Source organism: Roseburia sp. AM51-8 (assembly GCF_003478275.1).
In the GTDB taxonomy this organism is placed as follows: domain Bacteria; phylum Bacillota; class Clostridia; order Lachnospirales; family Lachnospiraceae; genus Pararoseburia; species Pararoseburia lenta.
In genome coordinates, this window is the sequence record NZ_QUEY01000001.1 from 416,051 (window position 1) to 439,422 (window position 23,372).

The window sequence follows — 23,372 nt, forward strand, 5'->3', positions numbered from 1 at the left end:
GTAGAAATATGATAAATAAATGGAATTACAAGTAGACAAGATAGATAAAATTTAGTAAGATTAAATAAACGTGTAACTATGGGTTTTTGTGTGAAAAACACAAGATATAGTATTTTATATGTAAGGCGGTGAATAGTTTGGATATAGCATCGTTAGTCGGTCTGATCTTAGGCGCGGTCATGGTTGTCTTTGGTATTTTGTCGTCCGGCGGTAATATTGTCGATGACTTTATGGATCTTCCATCTGTTATTATTACGATTGGTGGTTCCTTGGCGGGTACCTTGGCATCCCATAAGCTGGCGGATTTTATCGGCGGCCTAAAGAGTATTGGACTGGCGATGAAAGAACCATCCGTAGGTGATGCATCGGAAGTCATATCCAATATTATCAATTTATCCAATATATCTCGAAAAGAAGGCCTTCTGGCATTGGAAGAAGCGACACACGATATGGATGATGAATTCTTAAAAAAAGGTATCAATCTGGTTGTTGATGGTACGGATCCGGATCTTGTGCGTGGTATTTTGGAAACAGATTTGATTAATCTGGAAGCAAGACATAAAAAGGTCATTGGCTTCTGGGAGAAATGGGCAGAACTTGGTCCAGCCTGGGGTATGATTGGTACGTTGATTGGTCTGGTAAATATGTTGAAGAACTTAACAGATTCATCTTCAATCGGACCGAATATGGCGGTAGCACTTTTGACAACATTGTATGGTTCCTTGATTGCAAACTGGCTGGCAGGTCCGACAGCAGCAAAGTTAAAAGTGAACAATGATATGGAAATCATGATGCGAGAGATTACCGTAGAAGGTCTTTTATCTATTCAGGCAGGAGAGAACCCTCGTGTTATCGAAGAAAAGCTCAAGTCATTCCTAGCACCATCTGACCGAGATAATGCCGGTAGTGAAGACGGAGGTGAGGCATAGTGGCAAAGCGTAAACAGGAGGATCCGCCAAAAGGTTCCCCGGCGTGGATGTCGACCTTTAGTGATCTGATGAACTTGCTGTTATGCTTCTTTGTATTGCTCTTTTCTATGTCAACAGTCGATACAGAAAAGTTTGAAATGGTCGTGCAGTCTTTGCAGAGTACCTTTAGTATTTTACCGTCGGGCGGTTCGACGATCGGAGATGGCGAATTGATATCTTCCGGTGTGAGCATGCTGGAAAAGTTTGATATTTATTTCAATTCATCCTCAGCCCTTCCTAAGGGAGACGAGGAACCGGATGATTCGGTTACGAATCCGGATACGACGGTAACGACAGAAGAAGCGCAGGAGACACTGGAAAATGCCGGGCTTACGGAAAGTGAGCAGATGGCAGAACAGGTCAGCCGTCTTTTGCAATCCTATGGTCTTGAGAATCAGGTGGATGTAGAGTTCAATGAATACTACACGCTGATCAATTTAAACGGAGCCCTGCTCTTTAATTCCGGTGAGGCGACTATCCGGGAGGAAGTTCTTCCGGTCATGGAAAAGATCGCCGTGATCCTTAATAACTACACCAATAATCTGATCGAGATCGAAGGCCACACGGATAATGTGCCACCGGCGGCAGGAGAGCAGTATAGTGACAATGATATCCTTTCCATGTACCGTGCCTTGAATGTGGCAAATTATATCCGGGACAATACGACACTGGATCCGGCACATATCAAGTCATCCGGCAGAGGATCTTACGTGCCGATCGCAGACAATTCGACAGCAGAAGGACGAGCAAAGAACCGAAGGGTAGAGATCAAGATCTACAATTCGCTTAATTCAGAATCTTTAAATAATTAGAGAGGTCAATCATGAAGAAAAATCTTATTACTGTTATTACATTAGCACTCGTGGTTGTCAATTTGGTACTCACCGTGATCCTGACGATCACGATTTTGCCGGAGACACAAAAAGCAAATGAACTGATCACTAAGGTATGCAGCGCCATTGATCTGGATCTGGAGTCCGGCAGTGCGACCAGCAACGCCAATATCCCGATCGACCAGATCGAGGTTTATAATATTGATGATGAACAGACCATCAACCTTAAGCAGGATGGGGACGGCAAGGATCATTTCGCTATGATCACCGTATCTATCTCCATGGATACCAAGAACAGTGATTATAAGGATCTTAAGCCACAGGTCGAAGAAAAGGTCAATCTGATCAAGGGCGACATCAACAACATTGTTTCACAATATACGATAGACGAGATCAAGAATAATCAGTCAGCAGTTCAGGATGAGATCTTGAAAGATCTTCAAAAGATGTTTGGGTCTGATTTTATTGTAGCGGTAGGATTCCCAACGGCACAATATCAGTAAAAAGGAGAAATTTGCAGTGGGTGGTGAGAATACTTGAGCGATATACTTTCCCAAAATGAAATAGACAACTTATTACAGGCACTGAGCAGTGGTGAAGTAGATGCTGAAGAGATCAAGGCAAGCAGCGAGAAGCAGGTCAAGAACTATGACTTCTCCAGACCATCCAAGTTTTCCAAAGAACATTTACGAACCCTTGAGATTATTTTTGAACATTATGGCAGATTACTGTCTACCAACCTTCCGGTCTACTTGCGCAAGAACATACAGGTAGAGGTGATGAATTCGGAGGCAGTTACCTATATGGAATTTTCCAATTCCCTTTCCAATCCGGTCTTGCTTGGTATTGTCAACTTTGAACCCTTAGAGGGAAATATCATTGTAGAAATGGCATCCAAGTTGGGATATGCGATCGTGGATCGTATGTTAGGAGGCGAGGGAGAACCGCTTGATAAAGTACGAGAGTTTTCCGAGATCGAACTTCTGATCATTGAACGTATCATGACTGCCTGCGTACAGTTATTGCGTGAGCCTTGGACCAATGTTTTGGATGTACATCCGCGCTTGGAGCGTATTGAGACCAACTCCCAGTTTGCGCAGATCATTTCTCCATCGGAAATGATCGCGATCGTGACGATCAGCATCAAGATCGGGGATGTGGAAGGCTTTATGAACATCTGTCTTCCGTATATTACCCTAGAGCCTGTCATGGACAAGTTAAACACCAAGTTCTGGTATTCCAACATGCAGGAGCGGGTGGAGATGGAGTATGCAGACACCATCGAGTCTTTGATCGCAAAAGCGATCGTTCCGGTCAAGGCGATCCTTGGCAAAAGCGTGATCTCCGTTAACGATTTTTCGGGTTTGCAGGTGGGAGACATCATCCGCCTGAATACCAAGGTCAACCAGGAATTGGATGTCTATGTCGGAGATATCAAGAAATTTACTGCACTTCCCGGCGCAACCGGAGAAGATTATGCAGTTAGAATAACATCAGTCATAAGAGAGGAGCAGGAATAGATGAGTGACGGCGTATTATCCCAGGAAGAGATCAACGCCCTCCTGAGTGGTGGGATACCGGATGCTGACACGTCTGACGCGGCAGCAGGTGAAGAACTCACACCGGATGAAGTTGATACCATTGGTGAGATTGCCAATATCAGCATGGGAACGGCAGCGACAACACTGTTTTCCTTAGTAAATAAAAAAGTCGAAATTTCAACGCCCGTTGTTTCCATGGGAACGTGGGATGAGATTGTAGATAAATATGAAAAACCATGTGTTTTGGTACGAATCGCTTATACCAAAGGATTAGATGGAAGCAATATCTTAGTCTTACGGGAAAATGACGTAAAAATCATTACGGATCTGATGATGGGAGGCGATGGCTCAAACACAGATGGTGAGATTACAGAACTGCATTTGAGTGCAATCAGTGAAGCTATGAACCAGATGATGGGATCTTCTGCAACATCGATGTCATCCATGCTAAATACCATGATTGATATCAGCCCACCATCCTCAACCTTGATGGATCTGCAGGATACAACCGATGGAGGAGAAATCGAAGATTTTCTGGAGGGAAGATTCGTTAAGATTACCTTTAAAATGCTGATTGGTGATTTGGTGGATAGTGAGATCATGCAACTTTATCCGGTATCCTTAGCCAAAGACATGTGCCACAGTATTGTGTCAAATATGGAGAGTGATACAGCATCTACGGTGGAAGATGACATGCCGACACCGCAGCCGGAACCGGCATCACAGCCACAGGCGGCACCACAGACCCCACCGCAAGCGCAGGGGCAGATGCAGGAACAAGCCATGCTAGGGCAGATACCACCGCAACAGCCGATGCCGGATATGGGCATGCAGGGACAGCCGTATATGCAACAGTCATATATGCAGCAACCGTATCCCCCACAACAGCAGGTCAATGTGCAGCCTGCACAATTCCAACCTTTTGCCGGCAATTATCAGGCACCATACCAGCCGGAAAATATAGATCTGATCATGGACGTTCCATTGGAAGTGACTGTCGAGTTAGGCAGGACACACAAATCCATTCAGGATATTTTGGATTTTGCACCGGGAACGATCATAGAATTAAACAAGATCGCCGGCGAACCGATCGACGTATTGGTCAATGGTAAATATGTTGCAAAAGGTGAAGTAGTAGTCATTGAAGAATCTTTCGGTATTCGTATTACCGAGATAATGAAATAAGAGATAAAAAGGAGAGTAAGAGATGGCAAAAAATATTTTAATTAGTGATGATGCTGCGTTTATGAGAATGATGATCAAGGATATCTTGACAAAGAATGGTTACAACGTTGTAGGCGAAGCTGAAAACGGTAAGGTAGCAGTTGACAAGTACACGGAGTTGAAGCCGGATCTGGTGCTTATGGATATTACCATGCCGGAGATGGATGGTATCGAATCCTTAAAGGCAATCCGTGCAAAGGATCCAAATGCCTGCGTTATCATGTGTTCTGCAATGGGTCAGCAGGCAATGGTTATCGAGGCAATTCAGTCAGGTGCCAAGGACTTTATCGTAAAGCCGTTCCAGGCAGAGCGTGTTCTTGAAGCCGTAAAGAAGGTTATTGGTTAAGAATGATTTTACTATCATCGACAGGTGAGAATATCTTTCAACTGATCATTGTACTTTTTTGTTTTTTGATCGTTCTGGCATTGACTTACTATGTGACCCGATGGATTGCTGGTTACCAGAAAAGCCAGAGCATCAGCAAGAACCTTTCGGTTGTTGAGACCTTGAAACTGACGACCAATAAGTACATACAGTTGATACAGGCAGGCAAGGACACCTATTATGTCATTGCCATCGGCAAGGACGAGATCACAGTCTTGGGACAACTCAGCGGAGAGCAGTTAAAAGAAATGCCTTCCCAGAATATGACGATCCCGACGGCTAAGGGCGATTTTGCCGATGCCTTACAAAAGTTCAAAGAACATTTACCGAAGAAGTAGACATGAATATGAAAAACAAATTAAAAAAAGGATATTGTATCTTTAGTCTGATCCTGGCAACCTTTGCCATCTGTGTCAGCGTCTGGTATGCCTGTGGCAGTACAGTCTATGCGTCTTCCTACGGAGCAACGGACAATGCACCAAATGCCAGTGACTGGGTCACAGGCAAGGGCGGGGTATCATTGACCCTGGATTCAGATTCCGGATCTTTATCCGCAAATGTGCGTATTTTACTGATTATAACGATTCTGGCTCTAGCACCGTCCATACTGATCATGTTGACCTCTTTTACCAGGATCATCATTGTCCTGCATTTTGTTCGATCCGCGATCGGTACGCAGACATCGCCACCCAACCAGATTTTGATCGGGCTGGCATTGTTTTTGACATTCTTTATCATGTGGCCGACCTTTACGCAGATCAATGAAAATGCCATTACACCGCTGGACAATGGAGAGATCACACAGGAAGAGGCGCTGGATCGTGCCGTGGAGCCGATCCGTAATTTCATGTACGGACAGACGCAGGAAAAGGATCTCAAACTCTTTTGTGAGATCTCAGATACGACCTATGAAGATTATGATGATATCCCATTTGTCGTATTGGTTCCGAGTTTTATCTTAAGCGAACTGCGTACAGCCTTTATTATCGGTGTTGTGATCTATATCCCATTTATCGTGATCGATATGGTCGTTTCGTCCGTGTTGATGTCCATGGGTATGATGATGCTGCCGCCGACGACCATCTCCCTGCCGTTTAAGATACTTTTATTTGTGCTGGCAGATGGATGGAATCTTGTCATTGGCGGACTGGTCAAGACATTTTACTGATAAATAGAAAGAGAGCGTGATTTTTATGACAGAAGGACAGGTATTGGATATTGTCAGAGATGCGATCTACAATATCATCATATGTGCGGCACCGCTGCTTTTGATCTCTTTGATCGTCGGTCTGATCGTCAGTATTTTTCAGACCGTTACCTCCATTCAGGAACAGACGCTGACCTTTGTACCAAAGATCGTTGCCGTATTCCTGGGAATGCTGATCTTTGGTGCTTTTATATTGACAACATTGACAGATTACATGACGGAATTGTGGACAAACTTCAGCACGTTTTTAGGCTAGTTTTGGTATGTTACAATATACATTTGATATAAGTACATTTGAATATTTTTTACTGATATTGGTACGGATTTCCTGCTTTGTGTTTGTAGCACCTTTTTTTGGCGCGAAGGAAGTACCGGGGAGGGTAAAGATCGGATTATCTGCATTTGTGGCAATTCTTGTTTTTTATGCCGTCCCGGTAGAACATACAGCATACACCTCGGAAGTCGGTTATGCCATATTGGTGCTCAAAGAGGGAATTACAGGATTGCTGATCGGTTTCGCGGCATATATTTGTAATTCCATTATTTTATTTGCAGGTACGATCATTGATATGGATATCGGGCTTTCCATGGCTATGGTATTTGACCCGACGACAGGCAGCCAGGTCAGTATCACGGGAAATTTATATTCTTACTTTATCCTCTTGCTTTTGATCGTTTCCAATATGCATCAGTATATCTTGCGTGCGCTGATCGATTCGTTTCAGTTGTTTCCGCTGGGAGGAGCACAGTTTCAGATGGACTCCTTGCTTGCCTCCATGGTGCAGTATTGTACGGATCTTTTTGTCATTGGATTTCGTATTGTTTTGCCGGTCTTTGCCTGCATGATGATTCTCAACAGTATCTTGGGTATCATGGCAAAGGTGGCACCACAGATGAATATGTTCGCCGTTGGTGTCCAGTTGAAACTCCTGCTTGGTCTGGCAGTTTTGTTCATCACGACGTTTTTATTACCGGACATTGCCAATTTTATTTTTAAAGAGATCAAAGTCATGACAGTGTCATTTATAGAAGGAATGTATTAACTTGAAGGAAGACAAAGTGTTACTTCTGTCTTATGACCTGCAATGGTTCGCGCAGGACGGACCGGGCGGAGAAAAGACAGAACCGGCGACTTCAAAAAAATTAAAAGATGCCCGTGAAGAGGGTAAGGTTGCCCGAAGCCAGGAATTAAACTCGGCGGCAATGCTGATCGCTTTATTCCTGTCTCTGCGTATCTTTGTGTCCTATCTGGGTGAGGGCTTTATCAGTGTCTTTCACCTCTTTTATGGGATGATACCGGATGTCATCGATACCCAGCGGGATGGCATGACTGTACAGGCGGCGAGCGGACTTTTGACCCAGGGTTATCTGCAGCTGCTCCGTCTGGCAGCCCCTTTTTTGGCGGCAGGCTTTGTGTTTGCCATTGTGATCAGTATCGTACAGGTCGGCTGGCAGGTATCGACCAAGCCTTTAGAGCCCAAACTGGATAAGTTTAATCCGGTCAATGGCTTCAAGCGTATTTTTTCCAAAGATTCGCTTTTTAACCTTTTGATGTCCATCCTAAAGATCGTACTGGTCTTTTATGTGGCATATACCTGCATCAAGGGACAGGCAAATAATTTATTCATCTTATACGAGATACCGCTCAACCAGGCGATCTCTTTGATCGGCGATATCATCATAGATACAGGACTCCGTATCAGTCTTTGCTATCTGGTGGTAGGACTGGCTGATTATATTTACCAGCGCCATCGTTTTAACGAAGACATGAAGATGACCAAACAGGAAGTCAAGGATGAATATAAAAATACCGAAGGTGATCCGCAGATCAAGGGGCAGCAGAGGCAAAGGATGCGTGAAGCATCCCAGCGTCGTATGATGCAGGATGTTCCCAAGGCGGATGTCGTTATCACCAACCCGACCCATATTGCGGTAGCCATCCGCTATGATGCAGAGATTGAAAATGCACCGACGGTGGTCGCAAAAGGTGAGGATTATCTGGCGGCAAAGATCAAAGAAACCGCCAAGGAAAACGGTGTGGAGATCATGGAAAACAAACCGCTTGCCAGAGCGCTTTATGCGACGGTCGAGGTGGGAGAGCAGATTCCACCGGAGTTGTATCAGGCAGTGGCAGAGATCCTTGCGCTGGTTTACAGTAAAAGATAAATAGTTTAAGATAAGATGAGATGAGATATACGATGGAAAGGAGGAAACGGAATGGATCTATCCGGTGTTAAAAAAACCGATATCGGCGTTGCAGCATATCTATTGGCGGCAATTATTTTCTTCATTGTTCCGATTCCTTCTATATTATTGGATGTTATGCTGGCGCTCAATATTTCCGTCGCATTGATCGTTCTGATGAATGTCTTGTTTGTGCGGGAAGTTTTGGATATGTCCTTTTTCCCGACCCTGCTTTTGTTTACGACGATCTTTCGTATTTCCCTAAACGTTTCATCTACCCGTCTGATCCTAAGTACGGGTTCGCCGGGAAATGTCGTTGAGACGTTCGGACAGTTCGTTGGTGGAGGCGATCTGGTGATCGGTGCCATCATCTTTATTGTCCTTATCATTGTGCAGTTCATGGTTATCAATAAGGGTTCTGAACGTGTTGCTGAGGTTTCTGCCAGATTTACGCTGGATGCTATGCCGGGTAAACAGATGGCGATCGATGCAGACTTAAATACCGGAGCCATTACCGAAAAGGAAGCACGCGAGAGAAGACAGAAGTTACAGGATGAATCCTCCTTCTTTGGCTCTATGGATGGTGCGACAAAGTATGTCAAGGGAGATGCGACAGCAGGTCTTTTGATCACTTTTATCAATCTGATCGGAGGAACCTTAATGGGAGTTATGCGAAGTGGTATGGATTTTACGAGTGCCATCCAGCAATATGGTCTGTTGACGATCGGTGACGGACTTTGCTCCCAGATTCCATCGCTTTTGATCTCATTGGCAACCGGTATCTTAGTTACCAAGGGATCCAAAGAAGCCGATTTCAGCGGTGTTTTGATCAAACAGTTATTTGGTATTCCAAAGGTACTTTATATTGTTGGTGCATCTATGATCTTTTTGGGTCTGGTAACACCGCTGAACCCGGTCTTGTTCGGTGCCTTTGGTGCAGCATTTTTGATCTCCGGCTATTCGATCTCCAAGAGTATCGGCGAGGAGAGCATCGAGGAAGAAGTCGCGGCAGAGGAGTCCGAGGCAGAGGAGATCCGCAGACCGGAGAATGTCGTTTCCCTTTTGCAGGTGGATCCGATTGAACTGGAATTTGGCTATGGAATCATACCGCTTGCGGATGTCAATCAGGGCGGGGATCTTCTGGATCGTGTCGTTATGATCCGAAGACAGATCGCGCTGGAACTTGGTACAGTTGTGCCGATCATCCGTCTGCGCGATAACATCCAACTCAATCCGAATCAATATATCATCAAGATTAAAGGTATTCAGGTGGCAGAGGGCGAAATCCTTTTTGACCACTATATGGCGATGAATCCGGGTTTTGTGGAGGAGGAGATCAACGGAATTCCGACCTTTGAGCCGTCCTTCCATCTGCCGGCGATCTGGATTACAGACAGCCAGAGAGAACGTGCGGAAAGTTTGGGCTATACCGTAGTCGATCCGCCGTCTATCATTGCAACACATCTGACAGAGGTGATCCGCAGCCACATCGCAGAACTTTTGAGCCGTCAGGATGTGCAGAATCTGGTCAACAATCTCAAAGAGAGCAATCCGGCACTGGTGGACGAACTTACACCAAAACTGCTGGGTCTTGGCGAGATCCAGAAGGTCCTGCAGAATCTCTTAAAAGAGGGGATTTCCATCCGCGACCTGCTTTCTATTTTTGAAGTGCTTGCTGACCATGCAGCGACAACCAGAGATACCGATGTCCTGACAGAATATGTCCGTCAGGGCTTAAAACGTGCAATCTCCAGCCGTTACTTTGTGCCGAATGAAGTGACCTCCTGCATTACGCTGGATCCAAAGGTAGAGCAGGATATCATGGCATCCATCAAGCAGACGGAGCAGGGAGCATATCTGACCTTAGATCCGGAACGCATCCGTGCCATTATGGATTCTTTGCAGGCAGAGATCGCAAAGTTCGAGGAGACCGGCAAGACACCGATCGTTGTGACATCACCAATCGTGCGTATGTATTTTAAGAAAATGACAGAAGATTATGTAAAGGATCTGATTGTGGTTTCATATAATGAGATCGACTCCGATGTTGAATTACAATCAGTGGGGATGGTGACAGGATAAGATGACCATTAAAAAGTTTCAGGGAAAAACAAAAGAAGAAGCGATCGCTCTGGCAAAAGAGGAAATGGGCGCATCGGTTGTGATCATGAATGTAAAGGAAGTGCGGCAAAAGGGCTTTCTTGGCATTTTCAAGGGCAGCATGTACGAGGTGACAGCCGCACTGGAAGATGATGTCATGCCACAGCCTTCCTTTAGCATACCGCCGGCACCGTCAGCCAGACCGGCATCCCATGGCTTTGATGCCGTTGCAGATGAGGAGATCTCCCTACGCGATCTGGAAAGTCAGGAAACGGCTGACAATCGTATGGAGACACCAAAGGCAAGTCTGCGTGCAGCAAAGGCAGAACCGGTTCAAAAGACTTGTCCGGTGATACCATGGCATTAAAAGAGGCATTTGCCGCTGTCAACGAGGTCATGGAAAAGAACGGACACAAACCGATCGCTCCGCTTCGTGAATCACAGGCGGCGCAAATGGTAGCCGAGCCAAAGGCAGAGGAATTCCGTCCGCTTTCTTCCGTGGAATTTGTAGAAGATTTAGGATCAGAGAGAGACGAGCAGAGCCATCAGTTCTTTAAAGTCTTATATAAGGTTTTATTGGATAATGAAGTGGATGAGATCTACATCAATCAGTTCATGGATGATCTGGATCGTGTGTCCCACAGCACCAACGGGCTGGACTATCTGATCTCCAGTGTCTACCAGAAGATGATCTTAAAGTTGGGACAGCCGGAAGTGATCTCGCTGACCAAGAACAAGCCCAAGGTCGTATTTTTTATCGGACCGACAGGTGTAGGCAAGACAACGACCATTGCTAAGATCGCATCGCGTTTTAAAGTAGAGCAGGAAAAAAAGGTGGCACTTCTTACCGCCGATACCTATCGTATCGCGGCGGCGGAGCAGTTGCGCACCTATGCCAATATCCTGGATACTCCTTTATCCATTATCTATACACCGGAAGATATTGGAAAAGAGATCGAAAAATTTGCAGATTATGATCTGGTACTGGTGGATACCGCAGGATTTTCACACAAGAATGATGGGCAGAGAGAAGATATGAAACGTCTGCTGAAAAATCTTCCGGCACAATACGAAAGACAGATCTATCTGGTCTTAAGTGCGACCACAAAGTACAAAGACCTCATCGAGATCACAGATATCTATGATGAATTCTGCGATTTCCATCTGATCTTTACCAAGTTGGACGAAACCAGTGCATATGGTAATATATTAAATATCAAGTTGCACACGGGAGCGCAGCTTTCCTATGTGACAACAGGCCAGAATGTGCCGGATGACATTGAGGTCGTCGATACACAAAAACTGGTAAAACTCTTGTTGGGAGGCAGATAAATATGGATCAGGCCGAACAATTAAGAAATGTTATCAAACAAAAAAATCAAAATAATATTGGCAATGCCCGCGTGATCACGATCACCAGTGGCAAGGGGGGCGTTGGCAAATCCAATATGGCGGTAAACCTGGCGATTATGTTCCGTAAGATGGGGCAGCGTGTCATTATCCTGGACGCGGATTTTGGACTCGCCAATGTCGAGGTCATGTTTGGAACGGTACCAAAATACAATCTGAGTGATCTGATCTTTGGCGGGAAAAGCATCCGTGAGATCATCACGACAGGACCTATGGATATCGGTTTTATCTCGGGTGGATCCGGCATTGTCGGACTCAACAATCTGACAAAAGAACAGATCTCCTATCTGGTGCACAGCCTGTCGCTTTTAAATGATCTATGTGATGTTTTGATCATAGATACCGGAGCAGGTGTGGCGGACAGTGTCTTGGAGTTTGTGCTTGCTAGTCCGGAAGTGATCCTTGTGACGACACCTGAGCCAAGTTCCATCACTGATTCCTACTCCCTGATGAAGGCACTTTACAAAAATCCAAAGTTTATCCGCAATGGCACCAATGTGCATCTGGTTGCCAATAAGGTAACCTCGGAGGCGGAAGGCAATGCCGTTTATCAGAAATTAAATTCTGTCGTGGAAAAATTTCTGGATGGAAAATTGCATTATCTGGGCATGATACCGGTCGATCCGTCCCTGGAAAAGGCGGTGCGCAACCAAAAGACTGTATCGACGGTCGCGCCAAACGCAAAGTCTACCAAGGCATTTGAGATCATCGCTCAGAATCTTTTGACCGGCGATGACAAGAACCGCTACCGCTGGGGTATCACGCAATTATTTAATAATTTTATGGGGCGTTCTTAAAAGACAGGGAGCGTTCGGGAGTATCATATGAGAATGGAAGACTTAATGCCGGGCTGCAAGGTTGATATCCGCATTACCCAGTTGATGGAAAAAGAGGATGTAGACGCAGCACAGGGCATCTATTATACAAGTATATTTGATGTGACAAAAGACAGCATAGAACTGCAAATGCCTATGGTCGGCGGCAGGCTGCAGCTTTTACCAAAGAACATCCGCTATGAGTTTATCTTCTCCGCACCGATGGGACTTTACAAGGCGCAGGGGACGGTGACAGATCATATCAAAAAACAGCATTTTTATTTGTTAAAGATCGTACTGACCAGTCCTTTGGAAAAATTTCAGCGCCGGGAATACTATCGGATCACCTGTATGGTGCCGATGATCTTTATGGGCGTGACGGAAGAGGCGGCTATGGAGGGCACGATCGATGCCGTGAGAGAAAAAATGGCCGCAGGCAATGAGATGACGATACGCGGCATCGGAACCATCTTAGATATCAGCGGCGGTGGCGCAAGGTTTACATCCAGCAACTCTTTAGCCAATGTAAAATATCTCCTTTTAGAATTCCAGTTGCCGCAGGAGAACAAAAAAACATCTTTGGACATCGATGTGGTTGCAAAAGTGATCGATTCCAAGCAGACAGATGCCAAGGATAAATATACGCATCGTGTGAAATTCTATTTTAAGGATCCACGCATGAAAGAGCAGTTGATCGGCTATGTTTTTCAGGAAGAACGTAGGATCAGAAAGAAGGAACAGGAAATATAATGCAAAAGGTATTGATTGTTGATAACTCTGCACTCATGAGAAGGAAAATCTGTGATATAATCAATACAGACAAAGATTTTCAAGTGTCTGAGATGAGCATGAACACACAAGATGCTTACAACAAAATAGTAGAGAATGCCTATGCGATCGTTGTCATCGGTCTGTCGGCGCGCATGGATGTACTTACCTTTATGCGACAGTTACAGACTTTGGAGAACCGCCCGCGCGTCATCTTTTTGACGTCTTCCATTGCGGAAGATATGCAGACCATCCGTCAGGCGATGAGCCTGGGGGCTTATGATTATGTATATCGGGAGAATCGCCTGCATGGTATGACAGATAAGGTAGCAAGTGAACTCCTTCGTTCACTGCACAATGCATCCCGTGGTCTGCCGGCACCAAAGCATGCACAGCCGGTGGATCCTTATGAGGCTACCAAGCGTGTACGGGAGATGGTCCAGCGCGTATCTCAGAAACTGGATCGCTCCGTAGATACGACAGTGCACCGGGATGTGGACAAGGATGCGACCGCAACATCTTCCGGTATGCGGAAGGATACCCTGATCGCTCTGGCTTGTTCTACAGGAGGTCCGCAGGCATTGCAGGTATTGATTCCTATGCTTCCGGCAGATCTTCCGGTTCCGCTGGTTTTGGTACAGCATATGCCGGCAGGATTTACGGATTCTCTTGCCAGACGACTGGATCAGACAAGTGCCATCATGTCAAGCAGGCAGAAGATCAGGAGGTACTGAGGGCTGGCTGGGTCTACATTGCACCCGGCGGCAAGCATATGGAGATCGGCAAGGACAGAAGCGGTCGCCCTATGGTAAGCCTCAATGACAAACCGCCGATCGGCAGCCTCAAGCCTTGTGCAGATCTTATGTATGAGTCCCTTTGCCATTCGGATTACAAGGAGATCCTCTGCGTTGTCCTTACAGGCATGGGTGCAGACGGTACCAAGGGGATCCAGATGCTCAAAAAGCACAAGAAGATTTATGTGATTTCAGAAAGTCAGGACACATGTGTTGTCTATGGCATGCCCAGATCCATCGAACAACAGGGTCTGAGTGATAAAGTAGTTCCTATAAACCAAATAGCAGATGCAATTATTAAGAAACTGGGGGATTAAAAGATGGATGTAAGTCAATATCTCGACATTTTTATCGACGAAACAAATGGTCATATTCAAGCACTCAATGACAATATTATGATTCTGGAAAAAGAGCCGGAGAATAAAGACGTCATCAATGAGATTTTCCGTGCAGCACACTCTTTAAAGGGTATGGCTGGAACCATGGGCTTCAAGAAGATGCAGCGACTCACCCATGATATGGAAAATGTATTTCAGGAGATCCGCAATGACAATATCAAGGTCAACAGCAACCTGATCGATATCTTATTCAGTTGTCTGGATGCGATCGAGGAATACCTTGAGACGGTCAAGGCTACTTCGGATGAGGGAGACAACGGCAACGAAGCCTGATCCAGCAGTTAAATGATTACTTAAACGGCGGTGCCACAGCAGCACCGGCAGAGGAAGCAGTAGAGACCAAGGCTGCACCTGCCAAAGAAGAGGCTGCATCAGATGGACTTTCTCATATGGAAGTGGATGATGTGACCTATAGCAAGATCAAGGAAGCACAGGAATCCGGACTCCATATCTATGAATTTACCGTACATATCCAAAAAGACTGCCTCTTAAAGGCGGCAAGAGCTTTCTTGGTATTTAAGGCAGTAGAGGATTTCGGCGAGATTCTTGCTTACAACCCAAGTTCACAGGATATTGAGGATGAAAAGTTTGATCTGGATTTCAGTCTGGTTGTTGCATCCAGTCAGGAATTACAGCCGATCGTAGATGCGATCAAGGCAGTTTCCGAGATCGAGGGTGTGGATGCCAAGGAGTCCAGCCACGAAGAATTTATGCAGGAAGAAGAACCGGAAGCAGCACCGGAGACCAAGCAGGAAGAGACAAAGACAGAGGGCAAGCCTGCTGAGGCACCGAAGGCAGCCAAGGCAACAAAGACATCTGCCAAGTCTGCTAAGGCAAACAACAACAAGCCGGTGACAGCAAGAACCGTGCGTGTGGATATTGAAAAGTTAGACGCTCTGATGAATCAGGTCAGCGAACTTATCATCGCAAAGAACAGTCTGGTATCTCTGAGTGATTCCGAGCAAAACGGCGAGGGCAACAACCAGTCCTTCCATGATCAGATCGAGTATCTGGAACGTATTACGACCAATCTGCATGAGTCAGTCATGAAAGTGCGAATGGTTCCAATCGAGAGCGTTGTCAACAAGTTCCCTCGTATGATCCGTGATTTGAGCCGTAAACTCAACAAGCCAATGGAACTTTACATGTCCGGTGAAGAGACAGAGTTGGATCGAACCGTAGTCGATCAGATCGGCGATCCTTTGCAGCATTTGCTCCGTAATTCTGCAGATCATGGTATCGAGTCACCGGAAGAAAGAAAGAAGGCAGGCAAGCCTGAGACAGGAAGCATCATCTTAAACGCATTTCAGGAAGGCAACAATGTCATCATTGAGGTTAAGGATGACGGTGCCGGTATTGATACAGAAAAGGTTAAGGAAAAGGCAATCGAAAGAGGTCTTGTCACACCGGAACAGGCAGAAAATCTAACCCAGAAAGAGATCATCGATTTCCTCTTTATGCCAAGTTTTTCTATGGCAAAGAAGATCACAGACATCTCAGGCAGAGGTGTTGGACTGGATGTCGTTAAATCCAATATCGAGGCTTTGGGCGGTGATGTTACGGTCAAGAGTGTCAAGGGAACCGGTACAACCTTTATTGTCCGCCTGCCACTTACACTTGCCATCATCCAGGCACTCATGGTTGAGGTCAGAGACGAGAAGTATGCGATCGCTTTGGGATCTATCCAGAATATCGAGAATATTCCTGTCAGCGATATCAAGTATGTGCAGGCAGAAGAAGTGATCCACTTGAGAGGCATGGTCATTCCATTGATCCGTCTGGATCAGATGTTAGACTCTGCACCATCCGAGGAAGAGCCGGACAACTTGACCGTTGTTATTGTCCGCAAGGGCGACAATTACGCAGGTCTTGTCGTAGATGATCTCATCGGACAGCAGGAAATCGTTATCAAGTCACTTGGCAAATGTATTGACAACAATAAGATCATCAATGGTGCTACCATCCTTGGCGATGGCGAAGTCGCACTGATCATTGATGTAAACGCAATCTTTTAATAGGGGGTAGAAGGACATGAAAGACGAAAACGGATTAGATGTTGTAGAAAAAGAAACCGTACAATATATAGTTGTATCCATCGGAAATGAGCAGTATGGTCTGGATATTTCCTATGTAGATAATATCGTGCGCATGTGCAAGATCACACGTGTGCCAAAGGCTCCGGCACATTATATCGGCGTTATCAACCTGCGTGGTGAGATCGTTCCACTGATGAGCCTGCGTCGCAAGATGAACCTGGAGGATGATGTCTTTACAGACATTACCCGTATCATCATCTTAAAGACAGAGGAGCAGGGACTGGTCGGTATCGTTGTGGATGAGGTCAAGGAAGTCATTGCTCTTGCAGAGGATGAGATCGACCGCAATACACAGAACTCGCAGTCAGACAAGACACAGTACATCAACGGCATTGGAAAGAATGGAGATGAACTGATCTCTATCCTTGAAATCTCATCTATCTTAGATGAAGTAGATGCTTCATAAAGCGGGAGGAATACATGATTAGTTTACAGGAAGTAAATGAAAAATACCGTGATGTCTTAGCAGAGATCGGTAACATCGGTGCAGGCAATGCAACGACCGCTGTTGCTGATATGCTTGGACTTCGTATTGATATGAGTGTTCCACAGGTACAGTTTTTGCCGGTGGAAGAGATCGGAACATCGATCGGAGCAGAGGACGAGGTCATTGTCGGCATCATGCTTGGTGTTGGCAGTGATATTGATGGCAGCATGATGTTTTTGATGGACATGGAGTCTGCACATCATATTGTCAATCGCCTGATGATGCGTCCGGATGATTACATGGAAGATTTTGACGAAATGGATCTGTCCGCAGTCAAAGAAGTCGGTAACATCATAGCAGGATCTTATCTTTCTGCTTTGTCCGGTCTGACCGGGCTTACGATCACACCGACCGTACCTTTCGTAGCGGTGGATATGGCAGCAGCCATCTTGAGTGTGCCAGCCATTCAGTTTGGTATGTTTGGAGACAACGCCTTATGATTAAGACGGAGTTCAGCGATGAACTGCAGATCAACGGCTATTTCATTTTGATGCCGGAAGAAGAATCCTACGAGAAGATCTTATCTTCACTTGGATTGCCATTATAGGGGGAGTCTATGGGACAAGTTATAAAAGTCGGTATGGCAGATCTGAATATCTGTAAGTCGCCGGATGTGCTTACCACCATTGGACTTGGGTCATGTATCGGGATTGCCCTGTATGACCCGACGACAAAGATCAGTGGACTGGCACATATCATGTTACCGGATAGTACACAGATCAGAAATAATTCCAATATTGCCAAATTTGCCGATACGGGAATACAAAAGTTATACGATGATATGATAAAGGCGGGAGCAAACCGCAGCAAATTAGTAGCCAAGATCGCCGGTGGTGCCAAGATGTTTGAACTCAGCAATGCCAGTTCGCCGGGAACCAATATCGGAGAGAAAAATGCCATTGCATCCAGAGCCAAGTTAAAGGCACTGGGGATTCCGCTGATCGCGGAAGATACCGGATTGAATTTTGGACGGACCGTAGAATTATACAGTGAGACAGGACAGTTCTTGATCAAGTCCGTCGGTAGACAGGAAAAATACATCTGATGGAGGACCTATGAAAACAAAACAGATTCCGATCATTATAACTCTATTAGCGGCTGGAATCACATGTTTGGTTTCTGCCATCCAGGATGTATCCTTTTCTGTTTATACCAAAAGACTGTTCATTGCTGTGATATGTTTTGCATTGATCGGTACAGGGATCAAGGTACTTCTGGATCGTTCCTTCCGTGTCATGGAAGAAGATACAGAGGATAGCGAGTCCGGGGAAGCGGCAGAGGATGATAGCGCAGACTCGGAGGATAAGACAGACCAGGAAGAAGAATAAACGTCGGGGGCAGACACATAGATGAAGACGGTTGACAAAGAGAAGTTGTGGGAAGCTTTTCAAAAAAAGCCCACACCGGAGATAAGAGAGCAGATTATAATCGAATATGCGCCGCTTGTAAAAGTCGTTGCCGGACGTCTTAGCATGTATCTGGGCAATAACGTGGAGTTTGACGATCTGGTCAGTTATGGTGTTTTTGGCTTGATCGATGCGATCGACAAGTTCGATCTTGGCAAGGATGTAAAGTTTGAGACCTATGCCAGCCTGCGTATCCGGGGATCTATCTTAGATCAGATTCGAAAGATGGATTGGATACCGAGAACGGTAAGACAAAAGCAAAAAAAGATCGACGAAGCCGTCAAGGTGGTGGAGATGCGTACCGGAAAGACCGCTACAGATGAGGAGATCGCCGCAGAACTTGGCTTATCCGAGGATGAACTTGTAGACTGGCAGTCACAGTTAAAAGTGACCAATGTGGTGTCTTTGAACGAATTTGTCGAGCAAGGCACAGAACCGGCGATGGATACGCATCGCAATTCGCATTTCATCCAGCCGGAGGAAATGATCTCCAAGCAGGAATTAAAGCAGATGCTTTCTGAGGCATTGGAGACCTTGACAGAAAAAGAACGCAAAGTTGTGTTGATGTATTATTATGAGGATCTTACCTTAAAGGAAATCAGTATGGTACTTGAGGTATCAGAGTCCAGAGTGTCCCAATTACATACAAAAGCGATCGCAAAGCTGCGCAAGCGCATGGGCAATTATCTGGGGATCCTGACAAATATTGAATAGGGGGCTTTTATGGAGCAACGGAATGGGTATTTTAGAATTACTTGGAAAGAGCAATTAGCCGTATGCCATCTCTTTGCGCCAAAAGCAGAAGGTGTGCCAGTTTCTTATAAGGAACTGGCTTCTTTTTTGGACGATCATGGGATCAGCGGCTACAGGGAGCGCGAACTGGCGGAGGCAATCGCTATGGGAAGCGATTGCGTGGTGCCGGTAGGTAGTGGAGACGGACTGGAGTTTGCGGAGACCATGCATATGCATTGCTCTTTGGATAAGATGAAGATCACGGCAACCTTTTATCCGCCGTCACAGGGCGGCGCTTCCTTAAATGAGCAGGATATTCTTGCTTATCTTAAGGGGATGGGGATACGCTTTGGCATCTGTCAGGAAAATATTGCAGATTTTCTGGCAAATCCCATCTATTGCACACAGATCGTGGTCGCAGAGGGCAAGCAGCCGCGCCACGGACATGACGCAAAGATAGAATACTTTTTTAACATCAATCCATCCTTAAAACCAAAGCACAATGAGGATGGCTCGGTCGATTATCATGCCTTAAATACGATCTGTGCGGTCGAAAAGGGAGACAAACTGGCGACACTTCATCCGGTGGACGAGGGCGAGCCGGGCATGGATGTCTTTGGCAAGGCGCTGCCGCCGAGATCGGTCAAAAATAAAGTCTTGGAATACGGAAGAAATATTTCTATCTCCGAGGACGGACTGCATCTGTTTTCCGATGTGACCGGACATGTATCTTTGACGGGCGGCAAGGTCTTTGTATCGGATGTGTATGAAGTGCAGGCGGATGTAGATACCTCTACAGGTGATATCAATTATGCCGGAAGTGTGCATATCCATGGAAGCGTACGTGGTGGATTTGTCGTGACCTCGCGGGGCGATATCGTGGTTGACGGCAGTGTGGAAGATGCCATGTTACAGGCAGGTGGTGACATCATCGTCCAGTGCGGTATCCAGGGGATGCAGCGCGGACTGCTAGAGGCAAAAGGCAATGTCATCACCAAATACATTGAAAACGCCAAGGTCTTTGCCGGTGGTTATGTGGAGACCGGTTCCATTATCTATAGTGAAGTTTCTGCCGGTGAAGATGTCATTGTGGCAGAAAAAAAAGGATTTATCAATGGCGGTGTGATCCGCGCCGGTGGAAAGGTCGAGGCAAACAGCATCGGTTCTTCCATGGGAGCACATACCGTGATCGAGGTCGGTATGCCGCCGGAGAAAAAGGAACGATTCAACCAGTTGCAAAAGGATATTGCAGAAGACAAAAAGACCTTGGAAAAATATCGCCCGGTCATGGAAAAGTACGTTGCCTATGTCAAGACAGGTCAGCCTTTAGATGCAAAACATAAAATCTACTTTACACAGATCCTTGCGACGGTCAATGAAGCCAAGCGGCAACTGGAGGCAAATCAGACAGAATACGAAGCCTTGCAGCGTGAGATGATGACGGGAACGCATGCAAAAGTGGTGGTCAAAAAGGATATTTATCCGGGAACGCAGATCAGCATTTCAGATGCCTCCTGCGTGATGCAGGAAAAACGATCTTTCTGTTGTCTGGAACGCAAAAACGGCGAGATCGTCATCAACAACATGTAATAAGGAGTGATGTCTTATGTCAATTCGACCGGTGGATTTCAACGGAATGATTCAGAATACGCATGAGGTTTCTCAGGCAAAGGCGAATGAAGACAACAAAGCCAATCTGCAACAGCAGAATGTGCAGGTCGCGGTCATGCACGAGGAGCAGAATGCCAGTTCTATGGTGCAACAGATGGAAAAATCCCAGCAGCATGAGTATAATTATGAAGACGGCGAGGGCAATGGCAGAGGCTATGATGCCAAGGGGCGAAAGAGAGCCAGAAAGAAAAAACACATGGATAGCGATGGTGTCGTGCGCATCAAGACGGGACAGCCTTCGTTTGATATCAAGATATAAGGAGCACAGGAAATGACAGGGTTACAGATTGCCATGATCGTGATTGGCATGGTCTGCCTGATCGGTAGTTTTTTTGTTTCGGAAAAGTTATCGAAAGCAGATCTGGAAGAAATGAAGAAAATGAGCGAGCAGGAGATCAAAGTGATCTTGGATGCCAGAATGCAGGACGCTTCGGCACAGATCGATGAAAAGATCCAGGATAAGGTCGAGGATGCCGTGGCACAGATCGAGCGTGGCGGAGAAAAGGAGACCAATGAAAAGATCTTAGCCATCAGCGAGTATTCGGATACGGTGCTTACATCCATGAACAAGTCGCATGATGAGATCGTCTTTTTGTACGATATGCTAAATGACAAGCAGGAGCGGGTGACAGAACTCATGAAGGAACTGACCCTGATGCAGTCTGCGGTCGCACAGATGGAGGAGACACTGGATGACAAGTTGCAGGTGACCGGTGTTTCTATGGACGCGGAGGCAGAGACCTTAGAGGAAGAAATGGCGTCGCAGGAAGAAAAGCAGACTTCTTTAGAAGATGCTTTCCGTTCACAGGTAGTCACAGAGGATGAAAAAGAACAGACGACGGAACCCAAGAAGAATGCACAGATCCTTTCTATGTATAAAGAAGGCATGAGTGAGGTGGAGATCGCCAAGCAGTTGGGCAGAGGTCTGGGCGAGGTCAAACTGGTCTTGGGATTGTTTGGTGAGGAGCAGGCACATGAGGTTTAAATATTATTTACGGGGAGCCGGAATTGGCGTGATCCTGACGACCCTGATCTTTACGATCGCATTTGCCGTTTATAAGCCGACGCTTTCGGATGATGAGATCATGCAAAAGGCAGAGGCACTGGGCATGGAAATGCCGGCGGATGATAGCGACAGTGCAGATAAAAAAGATACAAAGACAGCAAAGGATCAAAAGGATGATGCCGATGCAAGTGACAGCAATACGGATGATGCAACGACATCAGAAGATGGCGGTCAAAAGAATGTCATAGAATTTACGATCGCATCCGGCGATACATCGGCTACGATCGCACAGCATTTGCAGGAGGTAGGACTTGTCGATAATGCCAAGTCGTTTGATCTCTATCTTTCAGACCAGGATCTGGACAATCAACTTTTGCCGGGGACCTATCAGATCCCGGAGGGAGCCACTTTTCTTGAGATCGGAGAATTGCTGACGACCAAGCAGGCACAGTAGAAAAAGTCCTTGCAATGCCATGGGGGCTGTGATATAATTGTCAACGGCTCAAAATTAATCACACATAAGGATTGGTAGATCGGTGCCCAAAATACGGGTCTTTTACCAAGATGAATTATGTGGAAGTAAATAACCAGGAGGTAAGAAAATGAGTGTTATTTCAATGAAGCAGTTATTAGAGGCAGGTGTTCATTTCGGACATCAGACAAGAAGATGGAACCCTAAAATGGCTCCTTACATCTACACAGAGAGAAATGGTATCTATATCATTGACTTGCAGAAGTCTGTAGGTAAAGTAGATGAAGCTTACGATGCAGTATTTGATATTGCAGAGCAGGGTGGAACAATTCTTTTTGTTGGTACAAAGAAGCAGGCACAGGATGCGATCAAGCAGGAGGCTGAGCGTTGCGGTATGTACTATGTAAACGAGAGATGGCTTGGAGGTATGCTTACAAACTTCAAGACAATCGAGAGCAGAATTGCTAGATTAAAAGAGATCGAAGCAATGGCTGAAGATGGAACATTTGATGTTCTTCCTAAGAAGGAAGTTACAAACCTCAAGAAGGAATTAGAGAAGTTACAGAAGAACCTTGGTGGTATCAAGGATATGGGAAGAATCCCAGATGCTATCTTTATCGTAGACCCTAAGAAGGAAAGAATCTGCGTACAGGAAGCACATGCACTTGGTATTCCACTTATCGGTATTGCAGATACAAACTGTGATCCGGATGAACTTGATTATGTGATCCCGGGTAACGACGATGCTATCCGTGCCGTAAAACTTATCGTTGGTAAGATGGCTGATGCTGTTATCGAAGCAAAGCAGGGAACTGTTGATGTAGATAACGCAGAAGAAGTAGAAGAGAACGAAGAAGCATAATTTTATTATTTGG

The 23,372-nt window shown here is 45.8% G+C and carries 27 protein-coding genes and 2 pseudogenes; all 29 read left to right on the top strand.

What is annotated here, in order from left to right:
• Nucleotides 1-137: 137 nt before the first annotated feature.
• The 29 genes and pseudogenes from DW996_RS02050 (at nt 138) to rpsB (ending at nt 23,359) form a co-directional block, all read left to right on the top strand.
• Nucleotides 138-929 (top strand): motility protein A, encoded by a 792-nt coding sequence (locus tag DW996_RS02050; RefSeq protein ID WP_118534722.1) that lies wholly within the window; start codon nt 138-140, stop codon nt 927-929.
• Nucleotides 929-1,780: an OmpA/MotB family protein gene (locus DW996_RS02055; RefSeq protein WP_118534723.1), complete on the top strand. Its 852-nt coding sequence runs from the start codon at nt 929-931 to the stop codon at nt 1,778-1,780. The genes DW996_RS02050 and DW996_RS02055 overlap by 1 nt, the downstream gene beginning before the upstream one ends.
• 11 nt (nt 1,781-1,791) lie before the next feature.
• The gene (locus tag DW996_RS02060; protein ID WP_118534724.1) at nt 1,792-2,304 is read left to right on the top strand and encodes a flagellar basal body-associated FliL family protein; all 513 of its coding nucleotides are present in this window, start codon (nt 1,792-1,794) and stop codon (nt 2,302-2,304) included.
• Between the two features lie 33 nt (nt 2,305-2,337).
• The gene (gene fliM / locus DW996_RS02065; protein ID WP_118281076.1) at nt 2,338-3,321 is read left to right on the top strand and encodes a flagellar motor switch protein FliM; all 984 of its coding nucleotides are present in this window, start codon (nt 2,338-2,340) and stop codon (nt 3,319-3,321) included.
• Nucleotides 3,322-4,527, top strand: coding sequence for a flagellar motor switch phosphatase FliY (gene fliY / locus DW996_RS02070; RefSeq protein WP_118534725.1), 1,206 nt, complete (start codon nt 3,322-3,324; stop codon nt 4,525-4,527).
• Between the two features lie 22 nt (nt 4,528-4,549).
• A complete protein-coding gene (locus DW996_RS02075; protein WP_118281078.1) occupies nt 4,550-4,912 on the top strand; it encodes a response regulator in 363 nt (120 codons plus the stop codon).
• 2 nt (nt 4,913-4,914) lie between these two features.
• Nucleotides 4,915-5,289, top strand: coding sequence for a flagellar biosynthetic protein FliO (locus DW996_RS02080; protein ID WP_118281079.1), 375 nt, complete (start codon nt 4,915-4,917; stop codon nt 5,287-5,289).
• Between the two features lie 8 nt (nt 5,290-5,297).
• On the top strand, nt 5,298-6,119 hold the full coding sequence (gene fliP / locus DW996_RS02085; protein WP_199642612.1) for a flagellar type III secretion system pore protein FliP: 822 nt from the start codon (nt 5,298-5,300) through the stop codon (nt 6,117-6,119).
• Between the two features lie 25 nt (nt 6,120-6,144).
• Entirely contained in the window at nt 6,145-6,414 is a 270-nt protein-coding gene (gene fliQ, locus DW996_RS02090) for a flagellar biosynthesis protein FliQ (protein WP_118281366.1), read from the top strand.
• A gap of 7 nt (nt 6,415-6,421) precedes the next feature.
• Nucleotides 6,422-7,201, top strand: a complete 780-nt coding sequence (gene fliR / locus DW996_RS02095) for a flagellar biosynthetic protein FliR (RefSeq protein ID WP_118534727.1) — start codon at nt 6,422-6,424, stop codon at nt 7,199-7,201.
• Nucleotides 7,197-8,324 (top strand): flagellar biosynthesis protein FlhB, encoded by a 1,128-nt coding sequence (flhB, locus tag DW996_RS02100; protein ID WP_442969909.1) that lies wholly within the window; start codon nt 7,197-7,199, stop codon nt 8,322-8,324. The genes fliR and flhB overlap by 5 nt, the downstream gene beginning before the upstream one ends.
• A gap of 51 nt (nt 8,325-8,375) precedes the next feature.
• Nucleotides 8,376-10,424: a flagellar biosynthesis protein FlhA gene (flhA, locus tag DW996_RS02105; RefSeq protein WP_118281082.1), complete on the top strand. Its 2,049-nt coding sequence runs from the start codon at nt 8,376-8,378 to the stop codon at nt 10,422-10,424.
• Nucleotide 10,425: 1 nt separating this feature from the next.
• On the top strand, nt 10,426-10,809 hold the full coding sequence (locus DW996_RS13840) for a Jag N-terminal domain-containing protein (RefSeq protein WP_118534728.1): 384 nt from the start codon (nt 10,426-10,428) through the stop codon (nt 10,807-10,809).
• On the top strand, nt 10,800-11,774 hold the full coding sequence (locus DW996_RS02115) for a DEAD/DEAH box helicase family protein (RefSeq protein WP_118534729.1): 975 nt from the start codon (nt 10,800-10,802) through the stop codon (nt 11,772-11,774). Before DW996_RS13840 ends, DW996_RS02115 begins: the two co-directional genes overlap by 10 nt.
• A 2-nt stretch (nt 11,775-11,776) precedes the next feature.
• A complete protein-coding gene (locus DW996_RS02120; protein ID WP_118281084.1) occupies nt 11,777-12,649 on the top strand; it encodes a MinD/ParA family protein in 873 nt (290 codons plus the stop codon).
• Nucleotides 12,650-12,682: 33 nt separating this feature from the next.
• Entirely contained in the window at nt 12,683-13,417 is a 735-nt protein-coding gene (locus tag DW996_RS02125) for a flagellar brake protein (RefSeq protein WP_158575162.1), read from the top strand.
• Nucleotides 13,417-14,546, top strand: a pseudogene (cheB, locus tag DW996_RS02130) (chemotaxis-specific protein-glutamate methyltransferase CheB). The gene DW996_RS02125 and the pseudogene cheB overlap by 1 nt, the downstream one beginning before the upstream one ends.
• Before the next feature lie 3 nt (nt 14,547-14,549).
• A complete protein-coding gene (locus DW996_RS14995; RefSeq protein WP_330428710.1) occupies nt 14,550-14,900 on the top strand; it encodes an Hpt domain-containing protein in 351 nt (116 codons plus the stop codon).
• A 116-nt stretch (nt 14,901-15,016) separates the two neighbouring features.
• Nucleotides 15,017-16,642, top strand: coding sequence for a chemotaxis protein CheA (locus tag DW996_RS02140; RefSeq protein WP_330428711.1), 1,626 nt, complete (start codon nt 15,017-15,019; stop codon nt 16,640-16,642).
• A gap of 16 nt (nt 16,643-16,658) precedes the next feature.
• Entirely contained in the window at nt 16,659-17,129 is a 471-nt protein-coding gene (locus DW996_RS02145; RefSeq protein WP_118281088.1) for a chemotaxis protein CheW, read from the top strand.
• Between the two features lie 14 nt (nt 17,130-17,143).
• Nucleotides 17,144-17,757, top strand: a pseudogene (locus DW996_RS02150) (chemotaxis protein CheC).
• Nucleotides 17,758-17,766: 9 nt separating this feature from the next.
• Nucleotides 17,767-18,255, top strand: coding sequence for a chemotaxis protein CheD (locus tag DW996_RS02155; RefSeq protein ID WP_118281090.1), 489 nt, complete (start codon nt 17,767-17,769; stop codon nt 18,253-18,255).
• Between the two features lie 10 nt (nt 18,256-18,265).
• Nucleotides 18,266-18,538: a hypothetical protein gene (locus DW996_RS02160; RefSeq protein ID WP_118281091.1), complete on the top strand. Its 273-nt coding sequence runs from the start codon at nt 18,266-18,268 to the stop codon at nt 18,536-18,538.
• Between the two features lie 21 nt (nt 18,539-18,559).
• Nucleotides 18,560-19,330 (top strand): FliA/WhiG family RNA polymerase sigma factor, encoded by a 771-nt coding sequence (locus DW996_RS02165; RefSeq protein WP_118534733.1) that lies wholly within the window; start codon nt 18,560-18,562, stop codon nt 19,328-19,330.
• A gap of 9 nt (nt 19,331-19,339) precedes the next feature.
• Nucleotides 19,340-20,938 carry a FapA family protein gene (locus DW996_RS02170; RefSeq protein WP_118534734.1) on the top strand — a complete coding sequence of 533 codons (1,599 nt, stop codon included), beginning with the start codon at nt 19,340-19,342 and terminating at the stop codon, nt 20,936-20,938.
• A 16-nt stretch (nt 20,939-20,954) separates the two neighbouring features.
• A complete protein-coding gene (locus DW996_RS02175) occupies nt 20,955-21,278 on the top strand; it encodes a hypothetical protein (RefSeq protein WP_118281094.1) in 324 nt (107 codons plus the stop codon).
• Nucleotides 21,279-21,290: 12 nt separating this feature from the next.
• Entirely contained in the window at nt 21,291-22,004 is a 714-nt protein-coding gene (locus tag DW996_RS02180) for a DUF6115 domain-containing protein (RefSeq protein ID WP_118281095.1), read from the top strand.
• The gene (locus DW996_RS02185; protein ID WP_118281096.1) at nt 21,994-22,479 is read left to right on the top strand and encodes an endolytic transglycosylase MltG; all 486 of its coding nucleotides are present in this window, start codon (nt 21,994-21,996) and stop codon (nt 22,477-22,479) included. The genes DW996_RS02180 and DW996_RS02185 overlap by 11 nt, the downstream gene beginning before the upstream one ends.
• A gap of 148 nt (nt 22,480-22,627) precedes the next feature.
• Nucleotides 22,628-23,359 carry a 30S ribosomal protein S2 gene (gene rpsB, locus DW996_RS02190; RefSeq protein ID WP_118281097.1) on the top strand — a complete coding sequence of 244 codons (732 nt, stop codon included), beginning with the start codon at nt 22,628-22,630 and terminating at the stop codon, nt 23,357-23,359.
• Nucleotides 23,360-23,372: the final 13 nt, after the last annotated feature.

Bases quoted from the DNA above. Each gene is read 5' to 3' on its own strand.
- DW996_RS02060 (WP_118534724.1), top strand. From the start codon at position 1,792: ATGAAGAAAAATCTTATTACTGTTATTACATTAGCACTCGTGGTTGTC.
- fliY (WP_118534725.1), top strand. From the start codon at position 3,322: ATGAGTGACGGCGTATTATCCCAGGAAGAGATCAACGCCCTCCTGAGT.
- DW996_RS02075 (WP_118281078.1), top strand. From the start codon at position 4,550: ATGGCAAAAAATATTTTAATTAGTGATGATGCTGCGTTTATGAGAATG.
- DW996_RS02080 (WP_118281079.1), top strand. From the start codon at position 4,915: ATGATTTTACTATCATCGACAGGTGAGAATATCTTTCAACTGATCATT.
- fliP (WP_199642612.1), top strand. From the start codon at position 5,298: ATGAAAAACAAATTAAAAAAAGGATATTGTATCTTTAGTCTGATCCTG.
- fliQ (WP_118281366.1), top strand. From the start codon at position 6,145: ATGACAGAAGGACAGGTATTGGATATTGTCAGAGATGCGATCTACAAT.
- fliR (WP_118534727.1), top strand. From the start codon at position 6,422: ATGTTACAATATACATTTGATATAAGTACATTTGAATATTTTTTACTG.
- flhA (WP_118281082.1), top strand. From the start codon at position 8,376: ATGGATCTATCCGGTGTTAAAAAAACCGATATCGGCGTTGCAGCATAT.
- DW996_RS13840 (WP_118534728.1), top strand. From the start codon at position 10,426: ATGACCATTAAAAAGTTTCAGGGAAAAACAAAAGAAGAAGCGATCGCT.
- DW996_RS02115 (WP_118534729.1), top strand. From the start codon at position 10,800: ATGGCATTAAAAGAGGCATTTGCCGCTGTCAACGAGGTCATGGAAAAG.
- DW996_RS02120 (WP_118281084.1), top strand. From the start codon at position 11,777: ATGGATCAGGCCGAACAATTAAGAAATGTTATCAAACAAAAAAATCAA.
- DW996_RS02125 (WP_158575162.1), top strand. From the start codon at position 12,683: ATGGAAGACTTAATGCCGGGCTGCAAGGTTGATATCCGCATTACCCAG.
- DW996_RS14995 (WP_330428710.1), top strand. From the start codon at position 14,550: ATGGATGTAAGTCAATATCTCGACATTTTTATCGACGAAACAAATGGT.
- DW996_RS02140 (WP_330428711.1), top strand. From the start codon at position 15,017: ATGGAAGTGGATGATGTGACCTATAGCAAGATCAAGGAAGCACAGGAA.
- DW996_RS02145 (WP_118281088.1), top strand. From the start codon at position 16,659: ATGAAAGACGAAAACGGATTAGATGTTGTAGAAAAAGAAACCGTACAA.
- DW996_RS02155 (WP_118281090.1), top strand. From the start codon at position 17,767: ATGGGACAAGTTATAAAAGTCGGTATGGCAGATCTGAATATCTGTAAG.
- DW996_RS02160 (WP_118281091.1), top strand. From the start codon at position 18,266: ATGAAAACAAAACAGATTCCGATCATTATAACTCTATTAGCGGCTGGA.
- DW996_RS02165 (WP_118534733.1), top strand. From the start codon at position 18,560: ATGAAGACGGTTGACAAAGAGAAGTTGTGGGAAGCTTTTCAAAAAAAG.
- DW996_RS02170 (WP_118534734.1), top strand. From the start codon at position 19,340: ATGGAGCAACGGAATGGGTATTTTAGAATTACTTGGAAAGAGCAATTA.
- DW996_RS02175 (WP_118281094.1), top strand. From the start codon at position 20,955: ATGTCAATTCGACCGGTGGATTTCAACGGAATGATTCAGAATACGCAT.
- DW996_RS02180 (WP_118281095.1), top strand. From the start codon at position 21,291: ATGACAGGGTTACAGATTGCCATGATCGTGATTGGCATGGTCTGCCTG.
- DW996_RS02185 (WP_118281096.1), top strand. From the start codon at position 21,994: ATGAGGTTTAAATATTATTTACGGGGAGCCGGAATTGGCGTGATCCTG.
- rpsB (WP_118281097.1), top strand. From the start codon at position 22,628: ATGAGTGTTATTTCAATGAAGCAGTTATTAGAGGCAGGTGTTCATTTC.